This is a genomic window from Campylobacter sp. 2018MI10 (genome assembly GCF_018501175.1).
Lineage (GTDB): Bacteria > Campylobacterota > Campylobacteria > Campylobacterales > Campylobacteraceae > Campylobacter_E.
The window spans coordinates 23,924-43,502 of record NZ_JAHCZD010000016.1 but is presented as its reverse complement, the minus strand read 5'-3'; the positions used below and the strand labels follow the sequence as shown (position 1 = coordinate 43,502).

18 protein-coding genes and 1 pseudogene are annotated in these 19,579 nt (G+C 26.8%); 12 read left to right on the top strand and 7 right to left on the bottom strand.

Annotated elements, in window-relative coordinates:
* Positions 1-734: 734 nt before the first annotated feature.
* From KJR01_RS07735 to modA, 4 genes are all read right to left on the bottom strand, one after another.
* Positions 735-1,160 carry a hypothetical protein gene (locus KJR01_RS07735; RefSeq protein WP_214118256.1) on the bottom strand — a complete coding sequence of 142 codons (426 nt, stop codon included), beginning with the start codon at positions 1,158-1,160 and terminating at the stop codon, positions 735-737.
* Positions 1,161-1,329: 169 nt separating this feature from the next.
* The gene (gene modB, locus KJR01_RS07730; protein ID WP_214118254.1) at positions 1,330-1,992 is read right to left on the bottom strand and encodes a molybdate ABC transporter permease subunit; all 663 of its coding nucleotides are present in this window, start codon (positions 1,990-1,992) and stop codon (positions 1,330-1,332) included.
* Positions 1,980-2,660, bottom strand: coding sequence for an ATP-binding cassette domain-containing protein (locus KJR01_RS07725; protein ID WP_214118252.1), 681 nt, complete (start codon positions 2,658-2,660; stop codon positions 1,980-1,982). Before KJR01_RS07725 ends, modB begins: the two co-directional genes overlap by 13 nt.
* The gene (modA, locus tag KJR01_RS07720; RefSeq protein WP_214118250.1) at positions 2,647-3,339 is read right to left on the bottom strand and encodes a molybdate ABC transporter substrate-binding protein; all 693 of its coding nucleotides are present in this window, start codon (positions 3,337-3,339) and stop codon (positions 2,647-2,649) included. Before modA ends, KJR01_RS07725 begins: the two co-directional genes overlap by 14 nt.
* A gap of 168 nt (positions 3,340-3,507) precedes the next feature.
* Between modA and KJR01_RS07715 the strand changes: the two genes are divergently transcribed.
* Positions 3,508-4,137, top strand: coding sequence for a c-type cytochrome (locus KJR01_RS07715; RefSeq protein ID WP_250325169.1), 630 nt, complete (start codon positions 3,508-3,510; stop codon positions 4,135-4,137).
* Between the two features lie 46 nt (positions 4,138-4,183).
* Here KJR01_RS07715 and KJR01_RS07710 read toward each other — a convergent pair whose 3' ends face one another.
* Positions 4,184-5,389 carry a phosphoglucose isomerase-related protein gene (locus tag KJR01_RS07710; RefSeq protein WP_214118248.1) on the bottom strand — a complete coding sequence of 402 codons (1,206 nt, stop codon included), beginning with the start codon at positions 5,387-5,389 and terminating at the stop codon, positions 4,184-4,186.
* Positions 5,386-6,207 carry a UTP--glucose-1-phosphate uridylyltransferase GalU gene (gene galU / locus KJR01_RS07705; RefSeq protein WP_214118246.1) on the bottom strand — a complete coding sequence of 274 codons (822 nt, stop codon included), beginning with the start codon at positions 6,205-6,207 and terminating at the stop codon, positions 5,386-5,388. Before galU ends, KJR01_RS07710 begins: the two co-directional genes overlap by 4 nt.
* A gap of 77 nt (positions 6,208-6,284) precedes the next feature.
* Here galU and KJR01_RS07700 point away from each other — a divergent pair, with 77 nt between their 5' ends.
* From KJR01_RS07700 to KJR01_RS07675, 6 genes and pseudogenes are all read left to right on the top strand, one after another.
* Positions 6,285-7,634, top strand: coding sequence for a mannose-1-phosphate guanylyltransferase/mannose-6-phosphate isomerase (locus KJR01_RS07700; RefSeq protein ID WP_214118244.1), 1,350 nt, complete (start codon positions 6,285-6,287; stop codon positions 7,632-7,634).
* Between the two features lie 11 nt (positions 7,635-7,645).
* Positions 7,646-8,761, top strand: a complete 1,116-nt coding sequence (gene gmd / locus KJR01_RS07695; RefSeq protein ID WP_214118242.1) for a GDP-mannose 4,6-dehydratase — start codon at positions 7,646-7,648, stop codon at positions 8,759-8,761.
* Entirely contained in the window at positions 8,758-9,684 is a 927-nt protein-coding gene (locus KJR01_RS07690; protein ID WP_214118240.1) for a glycosyltransferase family 10 domain-containing protein, read from the top strand. The genes gmd and KJR01_RS07690 overlap by 4 nt, the downstream gene beginning before the upstream one ends.
* Positions 9,681-10,724 carry a GDP-L-fucose synthase family protein gene (locus tag KJR01_RS07685; RefSeq protein ID WP_214118238.1) on the top strand — a complete coding sequence of 348 codons (1,044 nt, stop codon included), beginning with the start codon at positions 9,681-9,683 and terminating at the stop codon, positions 10,722-10,724. The genes KJR01_RS07690 and KJR01_RS07685 overlap by 4 nt, the downstream gene beginning before the upstream one ends.
* A 549-nt stretch (positions 10,725-11,273) precedes the next feature.
* Positions 11,274-11,576: pseudogene (locus tag KJR01_RS10580) on the top strand (glycosyltransferase family 2 protein); the annotation flags it as partial.
* Between the two features lie 572 nt (positions 11,577-12,148).
* On the top strand, positions 12,149-13,057 hold the full coding sequence (locus KJR01_RS07675; protein ID WP_214118235.1) for a glycosyltransferase family 2 protein: 909 nt from the start codon (positions 12,149-12,151) through the stop codon (positions 13,055-13,057).
* On the opposite strand, the gene KJR01_RS07670 is transcribed toward KJR01_RS07675, so the two are convergent.
* The gene (locus KJR01_RS07670) at positions 13,050-13,826 is read right to left on the bottom strand and encodes an alpha-2,3-sialyltransferase (RefSeq protein WP_214118233.1); all 777 of its coding nucleotides are present in this window, start codon (positions 13,824-13,826) and stop codon (positions 13,050-13,052) included. The genes KJR01_RS07675 and KJR01_RS07670 overlap by 8 nt on opposite strands.
* 67 nt (positions 13,827-13,893) lie before the next feature.
* On the opposite strand from KJR01_RS07670, the gene KJR01_RS07665 reads away from it, so the two are divergent.
* The 5 genes from KJR01_RS07665 to KJR01_RS07645 all read left to right on the top strand — a co-directional run bounded on the left by KJR01_RS07665 (position 13,894) and on the right by KJR01_RS07645 (position 19,563).
* Positions 13,894-14,925 (top strand): N-acetylneuraminate synthase family protein, encoded by a 1,032-nt coding sequence (locus KJR01_RS07665; RefSeq protein WP_214118231.1) that lies wholly within the window; start codon positions 13,894-13,896, stop codon positions 14,923-14,925.
* The gene (neuC, locus tag KJR01_RS07660; protein WP_214118229.1) at positions 14,918-16,042 is read left to right on the top strand and encodes a UDP-N-acetylglucosamine 2-epimerase; all 1,125 of its coding nucleotides are present in this window, start codon (positions 14,918-14,920) and stop codon (positions 16,040-16,042) included. Before KJR01_RS07665 ends, neuC begins: the two co-directional genes overlap by 8 nt.
* Positions 16,039-16,701 carry an acylneuraminate cytidylyltransferase family protein gene (locus tag KJR01_RS07655; RefSeq protein WP_214118227.1) on the top strand — a complete coding sequence of 221 codons (663 nt, stop codon included), beginning with the start codon at positions 16,039-16,041 and terminating at the stop codon, positions 16,699-16,701. The genes neuC and KJR01_RS07655 overlap by 4 nt, the downstream gene beginning before the upstream one ends.
* 101 nt (positions 16,702-16,802) lie before the next feature.
* Positions 16,803-18,323 carry a YifB family Mg chelatase-like AAA ATPase gene (locus tag KJR01_RS07650; RefSeq protein WP_214118225.1) on the top strand — a complete coding sequence of 507 codons (1,521 nt, stop codon included), beginning with the start codon at positions 16,803-16,805 and terminating at the stop codon, positions 18,321-18,323.
* A gap of 541 nt (positions 18,324-18,864) precedes the next feature.
* Positions 18,865-19,563 carry a hypothetical protein gene (locus KJR01_RS07645; RefSeq protein ID WP_214118223.1) on the top strand — a complete coding sequence of 233 codons (699 nt, stop codon included), beginning with the start codon at positions 18,865-18,867 and terminating at the stop codon, positions 19,561-19,563.
* Positions 19,564-19,579: the final 16 nt, after the last annotated feature.

Here is a 19,579-nt window from a genome sequence, read left to right as displayed (position 1 = left end):
ATATAAACTAATTTTATACCTTTACAGGATAAATAATGTTTTTAAAAGCTTTTTTAATGAAATAAATAAGCTGTGGATAATATAGATTTAATGATGTTGGGTAGTGGGTTAGATACAAATTGATAGATAAATTTTTATTTTATTTAATATAGGAATTTATCTTAAATATTTTTAATGTAGTTTGATAAGAGTTATTTCTAAAATGCTTTATAAGATGATTTAGGAAATGATTATAGTATTATTTTTAGTGTAATAAAAAATAGCTTATAAATTAGTGGATTTAGTGATTGATTGAATTGTTGGTGCGGTGTTAATATAATTAATAAGATTTATAATAGTGGCTTAGCCTTGCTTATTAGATTTAAATTGAGTTATTAGTAAATTAATTTTTTAGATTAATAATATAACTTATAAATTTTTAATCTAAAGGGTTAGATTAAGGCATAACAATAGTATTCCAGAATAAAAAAGCGTATATGAAAGAACTAATATTACAAATTTAAAATAATAAAGAAAATTTTCTATAAAATTATAATATATGTGGTTTTTATCTTTTGGTTTATATTCTTTTGAAATTACTTTAAAATAACGAAAGTAAAATACACATTTAAAGAAAAGTTTAGCATTAAATTTTTTATACGGGTAAGTTTCACATAAGAATACAAATCCTACAACTATCATAGCAAGAAATACTAGTTTCATAAAATCCTTTCAGTAGTATTTATAATACTTAATTAATCAAACCAACTATAACGCTTTATATTATTTTTTTCTAAAATTTCAATAAAATTTTTAATTTCATCTTGTGTAAACATATTTTGATTTATATGTATCGGAAATTGAAACTTCTTAAACCTAACTACTATATTATTATTAGTAATAGAAGTAAAAAACCAATAATCTTTAAATTTTCTATAGCAAACTTTTTGAGTGCAAAACTTTCTCTTAATTATGAAAAAATCTTCATAACAAATAACCGTTTTAATATCAATTGCACAAAAAAAATGATAAGGTATAATAGCAACTATAATAAAACCAATAATATTTGCTAAAAAATTATCTAAATCTATAAAACATATTCCAATCAGTAAAGTTGCTAAATCCCATATAAAAACAAATATATAATAAAGAGATACGAAAAAAGATTTTTTTCTATTCATTATAAAAATAGGTTCATTGTTGTTTTACATAATATTTTCCTATATTATTTATTTTTATTTTGAAAATAGGCTCTCCTTTAAGTTTTACCCTACAGCTTTTAATCTATTATTATATTCTCTATACTCTCAATTTTTATCATTATTTATTCTTTAGTTTAAAGAATTTGAATTAGGATTTATATTTATTTTGTTTTATAAATTGTAAGGCAAATAAAATAATAAAAGAAATGGCTAATAATATTATACTAAGCTCATTTGCTTTATTTAAATCTAGTGTTTCTAATGCTTCAAATACGGCAATAGAAGCGACTTTTGTCTCTCCTGCTACGCTACCGCCTATCATCATTACTACACCAAATTCTCCCATAGTATGAGCAAAACTCATAACACTAGCACTTATTATACTAGGGATTATTAGCGGCAAACAAAGGCGAAATATTATATTAGCTTGAGATTTTTCAAGTAATTTAGCTCTATCAAAAAGATTTTTAGGCAAAGCATTAAACGCACTATAAATAGGATTAAACATAAAAGGCATAGAATAAATTATTGAAGCAATCAATAAAGCCTTAAAATTAAAAACAAGTTTAATATCAAATTTAGCTAAAAATTGCCCTAAATAATTATTAGGACTTAATAGCACCAATAAATAAAAGCCTAAAACGGTAGGGGGTAGCACAAGTGGCAATGAAATTATGCTTAATAGTATTTTTTTACCAAAAAACTCTTTTTGGCTTAGATAAAATGCAGGATATAAGCAAATAAAAAATAATATTATAGTAGTTACGAAAGATAACTTAAGTGATAAGAAAATTGGTGTTAATTCTTGCATAAAAACTCATTATTTTGGATTTTTTCTATAAAAAATTCTTCTTTATTAAGACATTTTTCAAAGCTACCATTTTTTACAAAATATATTTTATCAGCAAGGGCATTTATTTCAAAACACGAATGAGATACAAAAATAATTGTTCTTTTGTAGTCTTGATTTATTTTTTTAATTAGTTTTATAAGTGCTATTTTGTTACTATCATCAAGTGCGCTTAAAGGCTCGTCTAGTAGTATATATTTTGCATTTTTGCTTAAGGCACAAATTAATGCTAGTCTTTGTTTTTGTCCTCCACTTAGAGTGCTAATTTTTTTAGTTTTGTGTTCTTCTAAATTAGCTAGTTTTAATAATTCATCGTAAAAATTACTTGTATTTTTATCTAATCTTTTACCAAAAATATATTTTAAATCATCTAAAAGAGTTTTAGTATTTGTAAAAACTAGATTTTCATATACATTAAAATTATCAAATAATGTGCAATCTTGAAATAAAAAAGCAATATCTTTTAGCAAAGGCTTATTAATAAGCCCAGCTATTAATTTTAAAATAGTGCTTTTACCACTTCCGCTATCACCAAACAATGCGATAATTTCTCCATCATCAAAGCTTAATCTAGCATTTATTTTAAAGTCTTTAAAATCGTGTTTTAAATCCAGCTCATTCATAGCCATATTTATTAAAAATTTCCTTTGCATCAGGGCTTAATATAAAATCATAAAACACTTTAGCATTTTTTTCTTTACTTGTAATTATCATACCTTGTAAAATTGGTTCGTATAATTTATCATCAATTTTTAATATGTTTTCATCACTAAAACCTAATTCTTTAATTTGCTCTACGCTAGACGCTGCTACAAAAGCATAATCACAAGCTTTTGTAGCTTGTAGTAATGTTGCTGAAATATTTGTAGCCGTTATTATGTTTGAACTATTTGGAATTTGATTTAATACTTCTTTAGCTGCTTTTCCATAAGGAGCTGTGTTTGGGTTTGCTATAGCTATACAAGATGCGGTTTTTAAATCATCTAAATTAGGCTTTTTTTTAGCTGAAAATAATATTAGCTTTCCTTTTGCATAAGTGATTGCTTGATTTTTAGTTAATTCTTCTAAATCTTTAGCAAATTCCATATTTGCAGATAAGAATACATCATAATTTGCTCCATTTTTAATTTGTGCGTTAAAGCTACCACTAGCACCTGTATTGACATTAAGTTTTATATCTGGGTGTAGTTTTTCAAATTTTTGCTTTAATTCGTTTAGTGGATAGCTTATATTTGCAGCTGCTGCGATATTTAAAGTATTTGCTAATGCAAAAGAACTTAAACTTAAAAATAATAATGCTTTTTTCATACTTACTCCTTTAAAATATAAAAAATTATATATTAAAAAATCTTTAATAAAACTGAATTTAAAAGCTTATTATATAAAATAATATATAATAAATTAATTTTTTATTTTAATATTACAATTATTAAAAAATGCTAGTATTTTGCCTTTTAATTTATTTAAGGAGAAAATATGAAAAAAATATTTTTAAGTTTAGCAGCAATTAGTGCTTTAATAATTCAAACAGGTTGTGATGATAAAAAAGAAGAGCAAAAACCAACTCAAGAGCTTAGTCAAAATGTAAAATCAAGCACTGAAGAAGTGGCTAAGAAAATAGATACAATTGTAGATAATGTAGCAACAAAGGTTGATGAACATATAAATACTGCTGCAAATCAAGTTGAACCTATGATAAATTCTGCAGTAGATAGCATTAGTGATACTACAAAAAGCGTTGCTAACAATTTAAAAGAAAGCACCAATGAAGTTGCAAATACAATAAAAGAAAGCACAGATAGTGCAGCTAAAGCAATTACTGATGGCATTGATAAGGTTAGTAGTAGTGTTGAAAATGTTTTAAAAACTGATGCGGCGACTTTATTTAAAAAATGTATTGCCTGTCATGGAAAAAATGCAGAAAAATTAGCTCCTGGGGCTGAAGTTGTAATAAATACTTTAAGCGAGAGCGAAATTTATGAAGCTTTAAGTGGATATAAGGCGGGAACTTTTGGTGGTAAATCTCAAAAAACTATGCAATTACAAGTAAAAAATCTAAATGATGAAGATTTTAAAGCTTTAGCTAAATACATTAAGACTTTATAAGATAATTAAAAATTAGGAATTTGAAATTCCTAATTTTATTTTATGATTATTTTGTAGTTAATAATATTTTTAGAAGTTTTTTTGCACTTTCAACACCAGGTTGATCGTAAGTGCTAATGCCTATCATAAGCCCACAAGCACCAACTAATAACTCATAATAGTATATTAAATATCCGATATTATAAGCACTTTTGCCATCAAGCTCAATTAGACTTGTTTCTATTCCTTCAGCTTTTATCGCATCAAGACACGATTTGCTTTGAGCGTAAAGTAGCTCATCTAAACTATGTCCTACGCTTTGATTTTCAAGATTTTCAAGTCCTTTTATGTGCTTTATTTTGGGGCTATTTGGATTTGGTTTTATACGGATAAATTCTACGAATTTATCTTTTGGCCCTTCAATTATGAGTTGTAAAAACGAATGCTGGTCTTTTGGTCCTATTAGACTAATTGGTGTAAGTCCTACGCGTTTATATTCTTTAAATTTCCCAAGACTTTCGGCTACAAGTTGAACGAACCATTCGTTAAAATGGCGTAATTCTTCACAATAAGTGAATAAAACATAATTTTTATTTATCATTTTTGTGCTTAGCGTGTAGGCTAGATTAAGTATATGTTCTTTTGTTTTTTGCTCGTTCATACAATCTTTAGCACCTTTGATAAGTTCATCAACATTAGCCCCTGCTAAAAATAACGGCACAAGTCCAACATTACTAAGCACTGAAAATCTACCGCTAACATTTTCTTCTATATCAAAATGCGTTATTTCATTTGTCTTTAAAAACTCATAAAATTTGGTATTTTGCATACAAATTCCTATTAAGTGATGCTTTAAATCATCCACATTTAAACCTAAAACATCAAGCAAAATCCTAAAATAACTTATACATTCAATTGTATTTCCAGATTTTGATACTAATATGAAAAGCGTTTTTTCAAGGTCAATTTTTTCTAATATTTCATTAAAAAGAGTGCTTGAAACATTGTCTAAATAATCAATATTTTTTATCCCCAAAAAACTCGTAATCGCCCTAGTGCCAACACTACTTCCACCCATTCCAATAACTATAAAATGACTTTTGTTAGCAAATTTTTCTTTTACTTTTTGAAGTTTTGAAATTCCTAAATCAAATTCTAAAGGCAAATCATAAAACCCAACTTCGCCACTTTGCCTTTCTTCATTCATTCTTTTTAGATAAAGGCTTATGTTTTCTTGCGAAGTTTTTTCAAAATACTCTTGATAGGTAATCATTTGTAATCTCTTTCATAAAAGTATTTAGTCGCCTCAAAAAAACCTTCTACACTACCACAATCAAATCTAAGACCACTAAATACTAATCCTATACATCTACCTTCTTTTGCTTGAGTATTAAGAGCATCAGTAATTTGAATTTCTCCACCACGACCAGGTTTGGTATTGTCTAAAATATCAAAAATATCAGGGGTTAGAATATATCTTCCAATAATTGCTAGATTTGTTTTTGCGTCTTTTGGGTCTGGTTTTTCAACCATATCTGTGATTTTGTAAATATTATCTTCTAATTTTACGCCTTCAATAATCCCATATTTTTTAGTATCTTTATTTGGAACTTCCATAAGTGCAACAATACTGCAACGATATTTTTCATATGCTTTTACCATTTGGCTCATTACACCACAAGCATCATTTACACACAAGTCATCTGCTAAAATTACCCCAAAAGGTTCATTACTAACCATATTTTTAGCACAATTTATCGCATCACCTAATCCATTCATTTTTCTTTGCCTAGTAAATGTGAAGTTACATACTTCCATTTGTCTACGAACATCATCAAGTAATTTTTCTTTTTCACTGCCTTTTATTGCGTCTTCAATCTCATAAGATATATCAAAATAATCTTCTAAAGCTCTTTTTGTTCTGCCTGTAATAATACCTATATTTGTAAGTCCTGCTTCAATAGCTTCTTCCATAGCATAGTGTATTAATGGCTTATCTAAAATAGGTAGCATTTCTTTAGGTAAAGTTTTTGTTGCAGGTAAAAATCTAGTTCCATAACCTGCTGCTGGAAATATGCAAGTTTTTATCATCTTTCTTCCTTTTTGCTAATAAATATTAAAAAAGTTTAGCAATAATGCGTTAATTTATATTTAAGATTGGAAAAGTTATGGTTAATATAGTGTTATGTGGTGGGAGTGGGACTAGACTTTGGCCACTTAGTAGAAGTCTTATGCCTAAACAATTTCTTAGGATTTTTGATAATAAATCTTTATTTTTGCTAACGTGTGAGAGAAATTCAAAGCTTTGTGAAAAAACTCTTATTGTATCAAACGAACAGCAGTATTTTTTGGCACTTGATGAAATCGGTCAAAGAAACGAAATTTATAAAAACACATCATATTTGCTTGAGCCACTTGCTAAAAACACAGCTGCAGCAATAGCGTTGGCTTGTTTTGGACTTAGTGATGAAGAAGTGGTTTTGATAACTCCAAGCGACCATCTTATAAAAGATTTATCATCTTATGAAAAAGTCATATCAAAGGCTAAAGATTTAGCAAATGAAGGCTTTTTGGTAACTTTTGGTATCAAACCAACTCACGCTGAAACAGGCTATGGATATATAAAATCAAGCGATGGTTTAAATGTAGATGGTTTTTATGAAAAGCCTGATTTTAAAACAGCTCAAAAATATATAATGGGGGGGGGGTATTTTTGGAATTCTGGAATGTTTATGTTTAAAGTTGGAGTATTTTTAGAAGAGCTTAAAAAACATTCAAACGATATTTACGAAACTTCATTAAGTGCTTATAAAAAATCTACCAAAAACAATAATACCACTAGAATAAAAATCGATGATATGGCAAAAATCCCTGAAAATAGCATTGATTATGCTGTTATGGAAAAATCAAACCTAATGAAAGTTGTCCCTGCTGATATTAATTGGTCTGATTTGGGTAGCTTTGAAGCATTAAGTGAAGAGATTAAAAGCACAGAATTTAAAAGTGTAAATTCAAATAATAACTTTGTATATAGTGATAAATTAGTATCTTTAATAGATGTTGATGATTTAATTGTAGTTGATACAAAAGATGCCTTGCTAATTTCAAAAAAGGGCAAATCTCATCATGTAAAGCAAATAGTAAAGAGTCTAAAAGATGATGAAAGAGCAAAAGCCCACACTACAGCTTATAGACCTTGGGGAAGTTATAGTGTGCTTGAAGTTGCAAATGGCTATAAGATTAAAAAAATCGTTGTAAATGTAGGCAAAAGACTGTCTTTGCAAAAGCATTTTCATAGAAACGAACACTGGATAGTAGTAAGCGGAACTGCAAGTGTTGAGATTGATGGGGTTAAGCAGCTTGTAAGGGCAAATGAGTCTGTGTATATAAAAATGGGGCAAATACATCGCCTAAGTAATGATGGTAAAATCCCACTTGTACTAATTGAAGCTCAAGTGGGAGAATACACAGGCGAAGATGATATAGTAAGATTTGAAGATGATTATAATAGAAATTGAAAGGAATTTAAATGAGTAAAAAAGTAGCTTTAATTACAGGGGTAACTGGTCAAGATGGAGCATATCTGTCTGAGTTTTTGCTAAATAAGGGTTATGAAGTTCATGGGATTAAAAGAAGAGCATCGCTTTTTAATACAGATAGAATTGATCATCTTATGGAAGATAGTAGTGTATCTAATAATAATTTTTTCTTACATTATGGTGATATGACTGATTCTATGAATTTAACTAGAATTGTAAGTGAAATAAAGCCTGATGAGATATATAATCTTGCTGCAATGAGCCATGTGCATGTTAGCTTTGATACGCCTGAATATACCGCAAATGCTGATGGTATAGGAACTCTTAGGCTTCTTGAAGCAATTAGATTTTTAGGACTAACTGATAAGACTAAAATTTATCAAGCATCTACAAGTGAGCTTTTTGGACTAGTTCAGCAAGTTCCACAAACAGAAAAAACGCCATTTTATCCTCGCTCTCCTTATGCTTGTGCTAAACTTTATGCTTATTGGATAACAGTAAATTACCGCGAGGCTTATAATATTTTTGCTTGTAATGGAATACTGTTTAATCACGAAAGCCCTATTAGAGGAGAAACCTTTGTAACTAGAAAGATAACTCGTGCAGCTGCAAAAATAGCTCTTGGAATGCAAGATAAGCTTTATTTGGGCAATTTATCAGCTAAAAGGGATTGGGGCCATGCAAAAGACTATGTGAAAATGATGTGGCTAATTCTTCAAGCTCCTAAGCCAGAAGATTGGGTAATTGCAACAGGGGTTACTACTGAAGTAAGAGAGTTTGTAAGACTTGCGTTTGCTGAGCTTGGAGTTGAAGTTGAGTTTCGTGGCAATGGAGTAGATGAAAGAGGCTATGTAAAGGCTTGTCATGGAGATTTTAAACTTGAAATTGGTAAAGAAGTTGTAGCAGTTGATCCAAGGTATTTTAGACCTACTGAAGTAGAATTACTAATAGGCGATGCAAGTAAAGCTAGAGAAAAGCTTAGTTGGGTACCTGAGTATGATTTACATATGCTTGTAAAAGATATGGTAAAATCAGACTTAAAACTAATGCAAAAAGATAAATACTTGCAAGATGGTGGGTATAAAATCTTAAGGTATTTTGAATGAAAACGTTAAAAATGCTTATTACTGATTGGTGGGGTGAAAACAATGAAGCTAATTTTTATAATAATTTAATTATTAAAAGATTGCAAAAAAAATATAAAGTAGTTTATTCTAATACACCTGATTATTTATTATATGGTCCATTTGGAGATAATCATAGGAAATTTAACAATTGTGTTAAGATTTTTTTTACACTTGAAAATAAGATTGCAAATTTTGATGAATGTGATTATGGTATTGATTTTGATAGTAATCTTGCTGACGATGAAAGACATTTAAAACATTATCATTATTTATCTGATTCTTTTTATAATTTAACATTGGAAAAAAGGCTAGAAAAATTAAAATTTAAAAATAAATTTTGTTCTTTTTTAGTTAGTGCAAAAGCTGTAAACTCTCCAAGAGATGATTTTTTTAATTTTTTAAATATGTATAAAAAAATAGATAGTGGCGGTGGACACTTAAATAATTTAGGCTATAGGGTAGGTGATAGATTTAATAATTTTAAAAAATCAAAACTAGAATGGTTGCAAGAATATAAATTTAATATTTGTTTTGAAAACTCATCTTCAAGTGGATATCTTACTGAAAAAATATTTCATGCTTTTGAATCAGGATGTATTCCTATATATTGGGGTGATCCAAGTATAAATGAAATAATTAATCCTAATTCATACATAAATATACAAAATTATTCAGGTTTTAATGTAGTTTTAGAAAAAATTAAGGAAATTGATAATAATGAACAAGCTTATTTGGATATGATAAATCAACCTATTTTTTTACAAGATATAGATTATTATAAAATGTATTATGGGAAACTAGATGAATTTTTGGATAATATTTTTTGTCTTAGCAAAGACAAAGCTATTAAAAGAAAAATTGGACTTTTTGATAAAATTAAAATAATGATCGGGATAAAATGAAAAAAACTGATAAAATCTATATAGCAGGGCATAATGGGCTTGTTGGCTCTGCTATTTTAAAATATTTAAAAGATAAGGGTTATACAAATTTCGTATGTTTGTCTCATAATGAGCTAGATTTAACAAATCAAGCAAAAGTATCGGATTTTTTTGCCAAAGAAAAGCCTGATTATGTAGTTTTAGCGGCTGCAAAAGTTGGCGGTATAATGGCAAATAATACTTATAGAGCTGATTTTATATATGAAAACTTGCAAATCCAAAATAATATTATCCATAGTGCATATTTGTATGGTGTTAAAAAGCTTTTATTTTTAGGCTCAAGCTGTATTTATCCAAAGAACGCAAAACAACCTATAAAAGAAGAATACTTATTAACCGATGAGCTAGAATATACAAACGAGCCTTACGGGGTAGCAAAAATAGCTGGTCTTAAGATGTGCGAGTCATATAACTTACAATATGGCACAAATTTCATCTCAGTAATGCCAACAAATCTTTATGGAAATAATGATAATTTTGATTTAGAAAAATCTCATGTAATGCCAGCACTTATTCGTAAAATGCACCTTGCAAAACTACTTAATGAAAATAAATTTGATGAGGTTTGTAAGGATTTAGGTATAGCTGATATAAATAAGGCTAAAGAATATTTAGCTAAATTTGGTGTGAGCGATAAAAGTGTAGAGATTTGGGGTAGTGGTAAGCCTTTAAGAGAGTTTTTACATGTTGATGATATGGCAGCTGCAAGTGTATTTGTGCTTGAAAGTGTAGACTTTAAAGATATTTGTGGAAAGGGCGAGATAAAAAATACTCATATAAATGTTGGCTTTGGAAGTGATATAAGTATAAAAGATTTAGCTTATATGATAAAAGATATTGTCGAATTTAGTGGAGAGATAGTTTTTAACGCTACTAAGCCTGATGGTACTATGAAAAAACTTATAGATAGCTCAAGGTTAAATAAACTTGGTTTTAAGCCAAAAATAAGCCTCGAAGAAGGTATAAGAAGTGTTTATGAAAATTATAAGGAAAAGTTTTGAAATAAATAAAACTAAGGATTGTTGATTGGTGGGAAAAGGACAATGAAGAGAATTTTGAAAAATAATTTGATAAATATTTTTATTTTTTTTGCAATAAAAGTAAACAAATATAATGCTTTTAACAAAGAGTAAGTCTTTATTAAATAACCAATAGATTTTATAAAATTTAATTATTTAAATTTAGATTATAAATTTATAAAGACTTATAAAAATTAGGTAATATTTTTAGAAGATTATTAAGATTGTTTTGTAAAATTCTATAATATATTACTAATTAATATAAAAGTTTTAAGGCAAGTTTGCGTATGAAAAAAACTATAAAAGTGAAAATTACCGATTGGTGGATAGTATACAGTAATACCAAATACACTAATTATTTTATAATATTATATATTAAAGCTAGCAAAAGACATGAAATTTTTGAAGATTTGTGTAAATATAGAAAAGTTGATTCTGATGGAAGATATCAATGATAAAATTAACATTAAAATTTATGCTAAAAAGTTTGTGGAGAATTATGAGAATAAAAATAAATTTTAAGGAAAATAAATGCCACTAATATCAATAATCCTACCAACTTATAATGTTGAAAAGTATATTGCAAGAGCACTTGAAAGCTGCATAAATCAAACTTTAAAAGATATAGAAATAATAGTAGTAGATGATAAAGGTCAAGATAAAAGCATTGATATTGCATACGAATATGCAAATAAAGATAGTAGGATAAAAATTATTCATAATAAAGAAAATTTAAAATTACTCCATGCAAGAGCTGAAGGGGTAAAGGTAGCTACAAGCGATTTAATTATGTTTTTAGACCCAGATGATGAATTAGAGCTTAATGCTTGTGAGATTTTATATATTCATTACAATAATGAGTTTAAGTTGCTAAGATGTAATTTTTCTTTAATAGGTTTTGATGAAACATATAATTTAAATGTGGCACATAGTTATGATGAATATATTCAATTAAGTGGAAAACATGTATATTATGATTTTTTAATGTGGGGTGTTTTGATTAATAAACAATTATATTTGGATTGTTTGTTGTTAGTGGAAGAGTATGGTTTAGATAATATAAATTTTATTGAAGATGTTACAATGGGTTTTTTATTAATAAACAAAACAAATAATTATTCTTATATTGAAAATAAATTATATAAATACTATAAAAATACTAATTCTTTAACAAATAGTAGTCAATTTGATTTAAAATTAAAGTTGCGTATAATAAATATGATTATAAGGTTTTTTAATACTATGAAAAATAAATATCCACAAGATTTTAATAATAAAATTTATATATCAAATTTATATATGCTAATAAGACTGAAATATAAATCAGAAAAAGAATTAAATTGTAATATTATAGGTAGATTACTTGGTAAAATATCGTATGAAATAAATAAGTTAAAGTTAAAAATATGCCACTAATATCAATAATCCTACCAACTTATAATGTTGAAAAGTATATTGCAAGAGCACTTGAAAGCTGCATAAATCAAACTTTAAAAGATATAGAAATAATAGTAGTAGATGATAAAGGTCAAGATAAAAGCATTGATATTGCATACGAATATGCAAATAAAGATAGTAGGATAAAAATTATTGATAATATAACAAATAAAGGCACTTATGAAGCTAGAAATATAGGTGTAAGAAATGCTAATTCTGAATTAATTATGTTTTTAGACCCAGATGATGAATTAGAGCTTAATGCTTGTGAGATTGTTTATACTAATATGTTAGATGGAAGTGATATGTTATGTTTTAATGCTAGAAAAATTAATTTAGATGGCACTATAAAAAATATGCTAGTGTTTAATAACAATATATTTTATGTATATAATTTTGAACAATTTATTAATACAAAGGATTCTTTTTGGAATTTATGTTTTAAATGTTTTAAGAAACATAAATTATTAGAGTCTATTAATAATACAAAAATTAGTACTAAAATTTTAATGGCAGAAGATGCTTTATTGTTTTATTTTGCTCTTGCTAATATAAATATAATCAAATCAATTTCTGATTGTATTTATAATTATTATAACAATCCAAATTCATCAATGAATATTAGCAGCATTGATGTATTAAAAAATAATATTATAAATGAACGTTATGTTTTAAATATTATTAGTGATACATATATAGATAATACCAATAGAATAAAAAAAGTATTATTGTATAGATTAAAATTATCTTTAGCTTACAAACAATATCTTTATAATTATCAAGTATTTCCAAAGTTTAAGCTGATTTTTAGATTAATACTGAGTTTAAGAAAAAAATATTATAGAATAATAGCTTGTTTTTCAAAATTTATTATTTAAATTTATCTAATATTTTTGTAAGCATAGATTTTTTGGTTATTTGTATTTCTGGTGTTTGTATAAAAATATTGTCCCTTGTATCTTTTATTATATCATTTATGTAATTATTTTTAACAACATGATTTTGTATTGTGCTTTCTAAGGTATTTAATTGTAAAAAATTATTATTTTTTATAAATAGTAAATCTGTATTTGGAGTATGATTAGATGAAAATAACATATCTTTATATATGAAATTATGTATAATACTATCCTTATTATAATTAATATGACTTATGTTTTTATTATTGGCAAAATCTATGCCAGTATAGTATATGTTTTTATATCCCAAAGATTTACCTAACAACATTAGTAATACACCAGATGTAGGTCTTAAATCATTAAATTCATTTAGCAAACATAGTTCTTTTAAGATTGTATTGTTTATAAAATTATTTAATATCATCACAAAAGGCATTGTTTGTATAAAATCATTTATATTGAAGTTTATATCCCAATTTTTATTTATATAATTTAAACATACATATTCAACATGGTATTCTTGTTTGCTTATTAAAGTATTTAATGTTTTTAATTGAGAGTAAATAACCATTGGATTAAACATAACAAGTTTTATGTTTTTTCCTAAATAATACTTATCTTCACAATAGAACTGATTACACCTAAATACGTCATATTCTTTTGGCATTGAATTTAAATCTATATTTTTAAGACTTGGGCCATTTCCAGCCACTATTAAATTGTCGCTAGTTCTATTGAATTGAAGCATTTTAAAGTTCCTTTTTTGTTACATTTAAAATATATTATAGTGTTTAAAAATAAAATAAGGGGTTTAAATGCAAATTTTAAATAGAATTATAGATAAAAATCATCCAGCTTTAATTATTGCAGAAATCGGTATTAATCATGGTGGTAGCCTTGAAGTTGCTAAACAAATGGTAGATGCGGCTCATCGTGCAGGAATTGAAGTTGTAAAACATCAAACTCATATAGTAGAAGATGAGATGAGTAAAGAAGCTAAGAAAGTAATTCCAGGAAACTCAAATGATAGTATATATGATATTATGGCTAGATGCGCTTTAAATGAAGTTGATGAACTAGAGCTTAAAAAATATGTAGAAAGTAAAGGTATGATTTTTATATCAACCCCATTTAGCCGTGCGGCAGCTCTTAGATTAGAGAGTTTTGGAGTAAGTGCATATAAAATAGGTTCTGGTGAGATGAATAATTACCCACTTTTAAAATTAATTGCTAGCTTTCATAAACCGACAATTATCTCAACAGGTATGAATGATATAGCTTCTATTAAAAAAGCTGTAAAGATTTTTAAAGATGAAAATACCCCTATTGCATTACTTCATACAACAAATCTTTATCCAACACCACCACACTTAGTAAGGCTTGGAGCTATGCAAGAGATGATGAATGAATTCCCTGATTTAGAAATTGGACTTAGCGATCATACTTTAAACAATAACTCATCAATTGCAGCTATTGCTTTAGGAGCAACGATAATTGAAAGACATTTTACCGATCATAAAAATAGAATTGGTGAAGATATAGTTTGTTCTATGGATGAAAATGAAGCAAGAGAGCTTGTAAATGCTGCAAAAGAACTTCATCAAATGAAAGGTGGTAAAAAAGAAGCAGCTAAAGAAGAAAAAGTAACCATTGATTTCGCATTTGCAACTTGTGTAAGCATAAAGCCTATTAAAAAAGGAGAAGTGTTTAGTGTGGATAATCTTTGGGTAAAACGACCTGGAACAGGTGAAATACTAGCTGAACATTATGAAAGTTTATTGGGTAAAAAAGCAAGATATGATATAGAAAACGATATTCATATAACTTGGGATATGGTAAATGAGTAAAAAAATACTTTTTGTAAGTGGAACAAGGGCAGATTGGGGGAAAATAAAACCATTAATAGAAAAAATTCAAAAGGATAATAATTCAGATTATATGATTTATGCTTGTGGTATGCATTTACTAGAACAATTTGGAAGTACTTATAAAGAAATTATCAAAGATGGATTTTCAAATTTATATTTAGCAAAAAAATATAAAACAGATAAAACTGATATAAATTTATCTCATTTTATAAGTGATTTTAGCGAGTTTGTAAGTTCATATAAACCTGATATGATAGTAATTCACGGGGATAGACCAGAGGCTTTAGGTGGTGCTATTGTTGGAGCATTTAATAATATTTTAGTAGCCCATATTGAAGGTGGAGAAAAAAGTGGCACTATAGATGATAGTATAAGACACTCGGTTACTAAACTATCTCATATACATTTTGTAGCAAACGATGAGGCTAAGGCTAGACTTATTCAACTAGGAGAAGATGAAAAAACTATTTTTGTGATAGGTTCTGCAGATATTGATGTAATGTTAAGTGATAATTTGCCAAATTTAGATGATGTTAAGTCATATTACAATATAGAGTTTAAAGATTATGCAATATTTTCATTTCATCCTGTTACAACTGAAGTTCATTCTATGCAATATCAAATTGAGAATTTAATTCAACTATTAATTAATAGTAATAAAAACTATATTTGCATATATCCGAATAATGATTTGGGTAGCGATATTATTTTAAATGAATTAAAGAAGTTAAAAACTAATTCAAAATTTAAATTATTTCCATCAATTAAATTTGAAAAATTTTTAACACTTTTAAAAAATGCTGAATTTATTATAGGAAATAGTTCAGCTGGTATTAGAGAAGCTAGAGTATATGGGACTTATTGTATAAATATAGGTTCAAGGCAAAATTCAAGAGTAAAAGAAAATATAAAATATATAAAAACATTTAAATCAGATGATATGCAATTACTTGATTTTATTAAAACACATAATTTTAATATAAAAAATAAAGATAATTCTTTTAGTAGTGGAAATTGTGCAGGTGAATTTCTTAAAATTTTAAATAATAAAAAGACTTGGAAAATTAATTTGCAAAAAAGGTTCAATGATTTATGAAAGTTTTAGCAATTATTCCAGCAAGAAGTGGTAGTAAAGGTGTAAAAGATAAAAACATTAGATTAGTAAATCAAATTCCTTTAATGGCATATACGATCAGTGCAGCTATTAAATCTGAAATTTTTGATGAAATAATGGTGTCTACTGATAGTATAGAATATGCGAGTATTGCTAAAAAATATGGTGCAAGTGTGCCATTTTTACGTTCAGAAAAAACAAGTGGTGATACAGCTAAAACCTTAGATTGTATCTTAGAAGTCCTAGATGAGTATAAAAAAATAGATAAAACATTTGATATTTTAATAATTTTACAACCAACATCACCACTTAGAGATGCCGAAGATATTAAAGGAGCTTTTAATACATTTTTAAAGTATAAAAAAAGTGTAGTTAGTGTATGTGAAGGTGATAATGTTGTTTTATTAAGAACTATAAGTGATGGTAAATTAGAAAAAATAATAGAACAAAATAGTACTATAAGACGTCAAGATTTTAAGAAAAACTATAAAATTAATGGAGCTATTTATATAAATTATATTAAAGACTTAGATGAAAATACGAGTTTTAATGATAACGAAATAGCTTTTATTATGGAAAAATCCCATTCACTTGATATAGATACTGAGTGGGACTTGAAAGTACTTAATAGCATAATTTAATGACATAAATTATTTTATAATATAATAGTTTTTTTGAATTATCAAATAAATTGCAGTTTTGTATTAATAAACTTAAAGTATTCTAAAGAAAAGGTAAAAATATGAAAAATATAAAATCAGCAATTTACACAAACGAACTAAATATAATAAATATTGAAGCAATGATGTCAAAGGGCTTACCTGCCTTTAATATAGTAGGATTAGCAAGCACTAGTATCAAAGAAAGCGTAGATAGGATAAAATCAGCTTTTGCTAATCTTGATGACTTTACAATGCCTTGCAAAAAAATCGTAATAAATTTAAGCCCATCAGATATTCCTAAAAATGGTAGTTATTTTGATTTAGCAATTGCGCTTTTAGTATATTTTTATGAAAAAGATTTAGATAATGATTATTATGTATTTGGAGAGCTTGGGTTAAATGGAGATATTAAAAGCACTTCGGGGCTTTTTTCTATTTTATTATTTTTAGCTAGATTTAAGCCAAATTCTAAGGTCTTAGTGCCTAAAGAATTAGCAAGTGAAGTTAGTTTGATTTATAATTTGCAGTGTTATGCTGTCGGGAATTTACTTGAAGCTTTTGAGTTTTTTACTAGCGAAGATAAAGAAAAATTCAGAATAAACTATAATGAAAATATTTTTAATTCTTTAATAAAAATCAATAATAAAAGTTATATAAAAAATACAAATTACCCACTAGATTTTATAGACATTAGGGGGCAAGAACAAGCAAAATTAGCTTGTAAAATAGCAGCTTTAGGAATGCACAATATTATGCTAGAAGGCTCACCTGGAAGCGGTAAGAGTATGTGTGCTAAAAGGTTAGTTTATATAATGCCGCCGCTTAGCGTTGATGAGATTTTAGAAAATAATGCTTATAGGAGTTTAAATGGCGAGAAGCTTGATTTTTCGTCTATTAGAAGTTTTAGAAGTCCGCATAGAAGCTCAACTATTAGCTCAATTTTAGGTGGTGGGACTAAAAATGCTAGGATAGGCGAAATTGCTTTGGCAAATAATGGGGTTTTGTTTTTTGATGAATTTACTTATTTTAATAAGCAAATTATAGAAAGCCTAAGAGAGCCTTTAGAAGATAATTTAATCAATATCTCAAGGGTCAATTCAAAAATATCTTATAAAACTAAATTCTTATTCATATCAGCCTTAAATCCTTGCCCTTGTGGAAATCTCTTTAAAAAAGAGCAAAATTGCAAATGCCTTGAGCGTGATATTATAAGGTATAAAAGCAAGATTTCAGAGCCGATTTATGATAGAATTGATTTATATGTGGCGGTTGATGAGGTTGATATGAACGCAAAAGCAAGTGTTAGTAGCAATGATTTAGCTGATGAGATTTTAAAGGCTTTTATCTTTCAAAAAGAGATAAGAAAGCAAGATGAATTTAATGGTAAATTAAGCGATGAAGATATTAAAAAATACTGCATTTTAGAAGATAGTGCAAGAGATATTTTTAACAAAGCTATTAATAATTACAATCTAAGCGCTAGGGCTGCTAATAAGGTTTTAAAGGTTGCTAGGTCTTTGGCTGATTTTGAAGGGAGATTGAAAATAAACGAAAAAGATATAAAAATAGCTTTATCTTTTAGATATAGAGCAAAACATTAGATTTTGATTTTAAATTCTTTAGTTTTAAAGAATTTAAAATTAGTAGTTAAAGTTAAATCAATAATCTAACAATTGATTATCACATATAATATTTTTCATATCTTTTAAAGCAGAGAATAAAACAATTTTTCTTTTTGTTATATCAATGGCAATTAAATTGTATTTTTCTAAATCAAGATTTTCTTTAGATATAACTTCGTTAAAATATTTTTCAAGTTCTTGAATTAATTTTTAGCTTTTTGTATTGCTGATACTAAGTTTTGATAAGAGTAATTTGTTTCATCTTTTTTTATTAATTCACAATAATCGTCCAATAAGATATAACAATCTTTCAAATTATTTATTATTTCGTGCTTTTTGGCAAATTTTGTCCCGTATTTTTAGTATTTTTAGCTCCTTATTTTGCTTAAAAAATTTTTGTGATTATAAAACAATCAATAATTAAATTCCTTAAAATTGGTTTTAATAATTTTATTTTTAAGCTTTTATTAAGAGTGGGGGGGGGTATTATTATATTTTTAAAATTATTTTAGGAGATATTATGAAAAAATTAGTTTTTTCGTTAATTTGTGTAAATGCTTTTGCAAGCAATTTTGTTGGTTTTGGTTTTTATGGTTCGAATGTTGAATCAGATGTTGAATTTAATGTAGATAATAAAAATCTTTATAGCTATGAAATTTATACGAATAAATTTTATAGTGAAGGTGAAAGTAATTTTGTATATGATTTAAAATTAGATTATTCACATTATAAAACTGATTATAAATATATAGATGAAAATATAGAATTTAAAGGTAATTTTAAAGCAAAATTGCTTAGCCTACAGGTATTAGCTGGATATGGAGAGTTAGTTAGTAATGATGTATCTTTATCATTTTTAGGTGGTTTAGGTTATGAAAATTTAAAAGTAACTTTTGATGATGAATTTATGAAGATTTACAATCTTGCTTTAAACATAAAACCTAGTATTGCTGTTGATATGAAACCAAAATCAATGTTTTTAAAGGCCGGTGTTGCAGCTAGAAAACAATTTGAGAATAATTTTACAATTAGTGGTGGCGTGTATCTTAAATATTTTGCAAAAAAAGTAGATTTTACAAAACGCTTTTCGCCTGAAGTTGATTTAAGACTTGGTTATACTTTTGCAAATAATACTTATGCAGGAGTAAAATTTGGCTATGAAAATACTTTAATCGGTCATGGTGGTAAAGCTGGTTTTGAACTAGGCTATAAATTTTAAAATTTACTCAAGCCTT

Bases quoted from the DNA above. Each gene is read 5' to 3' on its own strand.
- KJR01_RS07735 (WP_214118256.1), bottom strand. From the start codon at position 1,160: ATGAATAGAAAAAAATCTTTTTTCGTATCTCTTTATTATATATTTGTT.
- modB (WP_214118254.1), bottom strand. From the start codon at position 1,992: ATGCAAGAATTAACACCAATTTTCTTATCACTTAAGTTATCTTTCGTA.
- KJR01_RS07725 (WP_214118252.1), bottom strand. From the start codon at position 2,660: ATGGCTATGAATGAGCTGGATTTAAAACACGATTTTAAAGACTTTAAA.
- modA (WP_214118250.1), bottom strand. From the start codon at position 3,339: ATGAAAAAAGCATTATTATTTTTAAGTTTAAGTTCTTTTGCATTAGCA.
- KJR01_RS07715 (WP_250325169.1), top strand. From the start codon at position 3,508: ATGAAAAAAATATTTTTAAGTTTAGCAGCAATTAGTGCTTTAATAATT.
- KJR01_RS07710 (WP_214118248.1), bottom strand. From the start codon at position 5,389: ATGATTACCTATCAAGAGTATTTTGAAAAAACTTCGCAAGAAAACATA.
- galU (WP_214118246.1), bottom strand. From the start codon at position 6,207: ATGATAAAAACTTGCATATTTCCAGCAGCAGGTTATGGAACTAGATTT.
- KJR01_RS07700 (WP_214118244.1), top strand. From the start codon at position 6,285: ATGGTTAATATAGTGTTATGTGGTGGGAGTGGGACTAGACTTTGGCCA.
- gmd (WP_214118242.1), top strand. From the start codon at position 7,646: ATGAGTAAAAAAGTAGCTTTAATTACAGGGGTAACTGGTCAAGATGGA.
- KJR01_RS07690 (WP_214118240.1), top strand. From the start codon at position 8,758: ATGAAAACGTTAAAAATGCTTATTACTGATTGGTGGGGTGAAAACAAT.
- KJR01_RS07685 (WP_214118238.1), top strand. From the start codon at position 9,681: ATGAAAAAAACTGATAAAATCTATATAGCAGGGCATAATGGGCTTGTT.
- KJR01_RS07675 (WP_214118235.1), top strand. From the start codon at position 12,149: ATGCCACTAATATCAATAATCCTACCAACTTATAATGTTGAAAAGTAT.
- KJR01_RS07670 (WP_214118233.1), bottom strand. From the start codon at position 13,826: ATGCTTCAATTCAATAGAACTAGCGACAATTTAATAGTGGCTGGAAAT.
- KJR01_RS07665 (WP_214118231.1), top strand. From the start codon at position 13,894: ATGCAAATTTTAAATAGAATTATAGATAAAAATCATCCAGCTTTAATT.
- neuC (WP_214118229.1), top strand. From the start codon at position 14,918: ATGAGTAAAAAAATACTTTTTGTAAGTGGAACAAGGGCAGATTGGGGG.
- KJR01_RS07655 (WP_214118227.1), top strand. From the start codon at position 16,039: ATGAAAGTTTTAGCAATTATTCCAGCAAGAAGTGGTAGTAAAGGTGTA.
- KJR01_RS07650 (WP_214118225.1), top strand. From the start codon at position 16,803: ATGAAAAATATAAAATCAGCAATTTACACAAACGAACTAAATATAATA.
- KJR01_RS07645 (WP_214118223.1), top strand. From the start codon at position 18,865: ATGAAAAAATTAGTTTTTTCGTTAATTTGTGTAAATGCTTTTGCAAGC.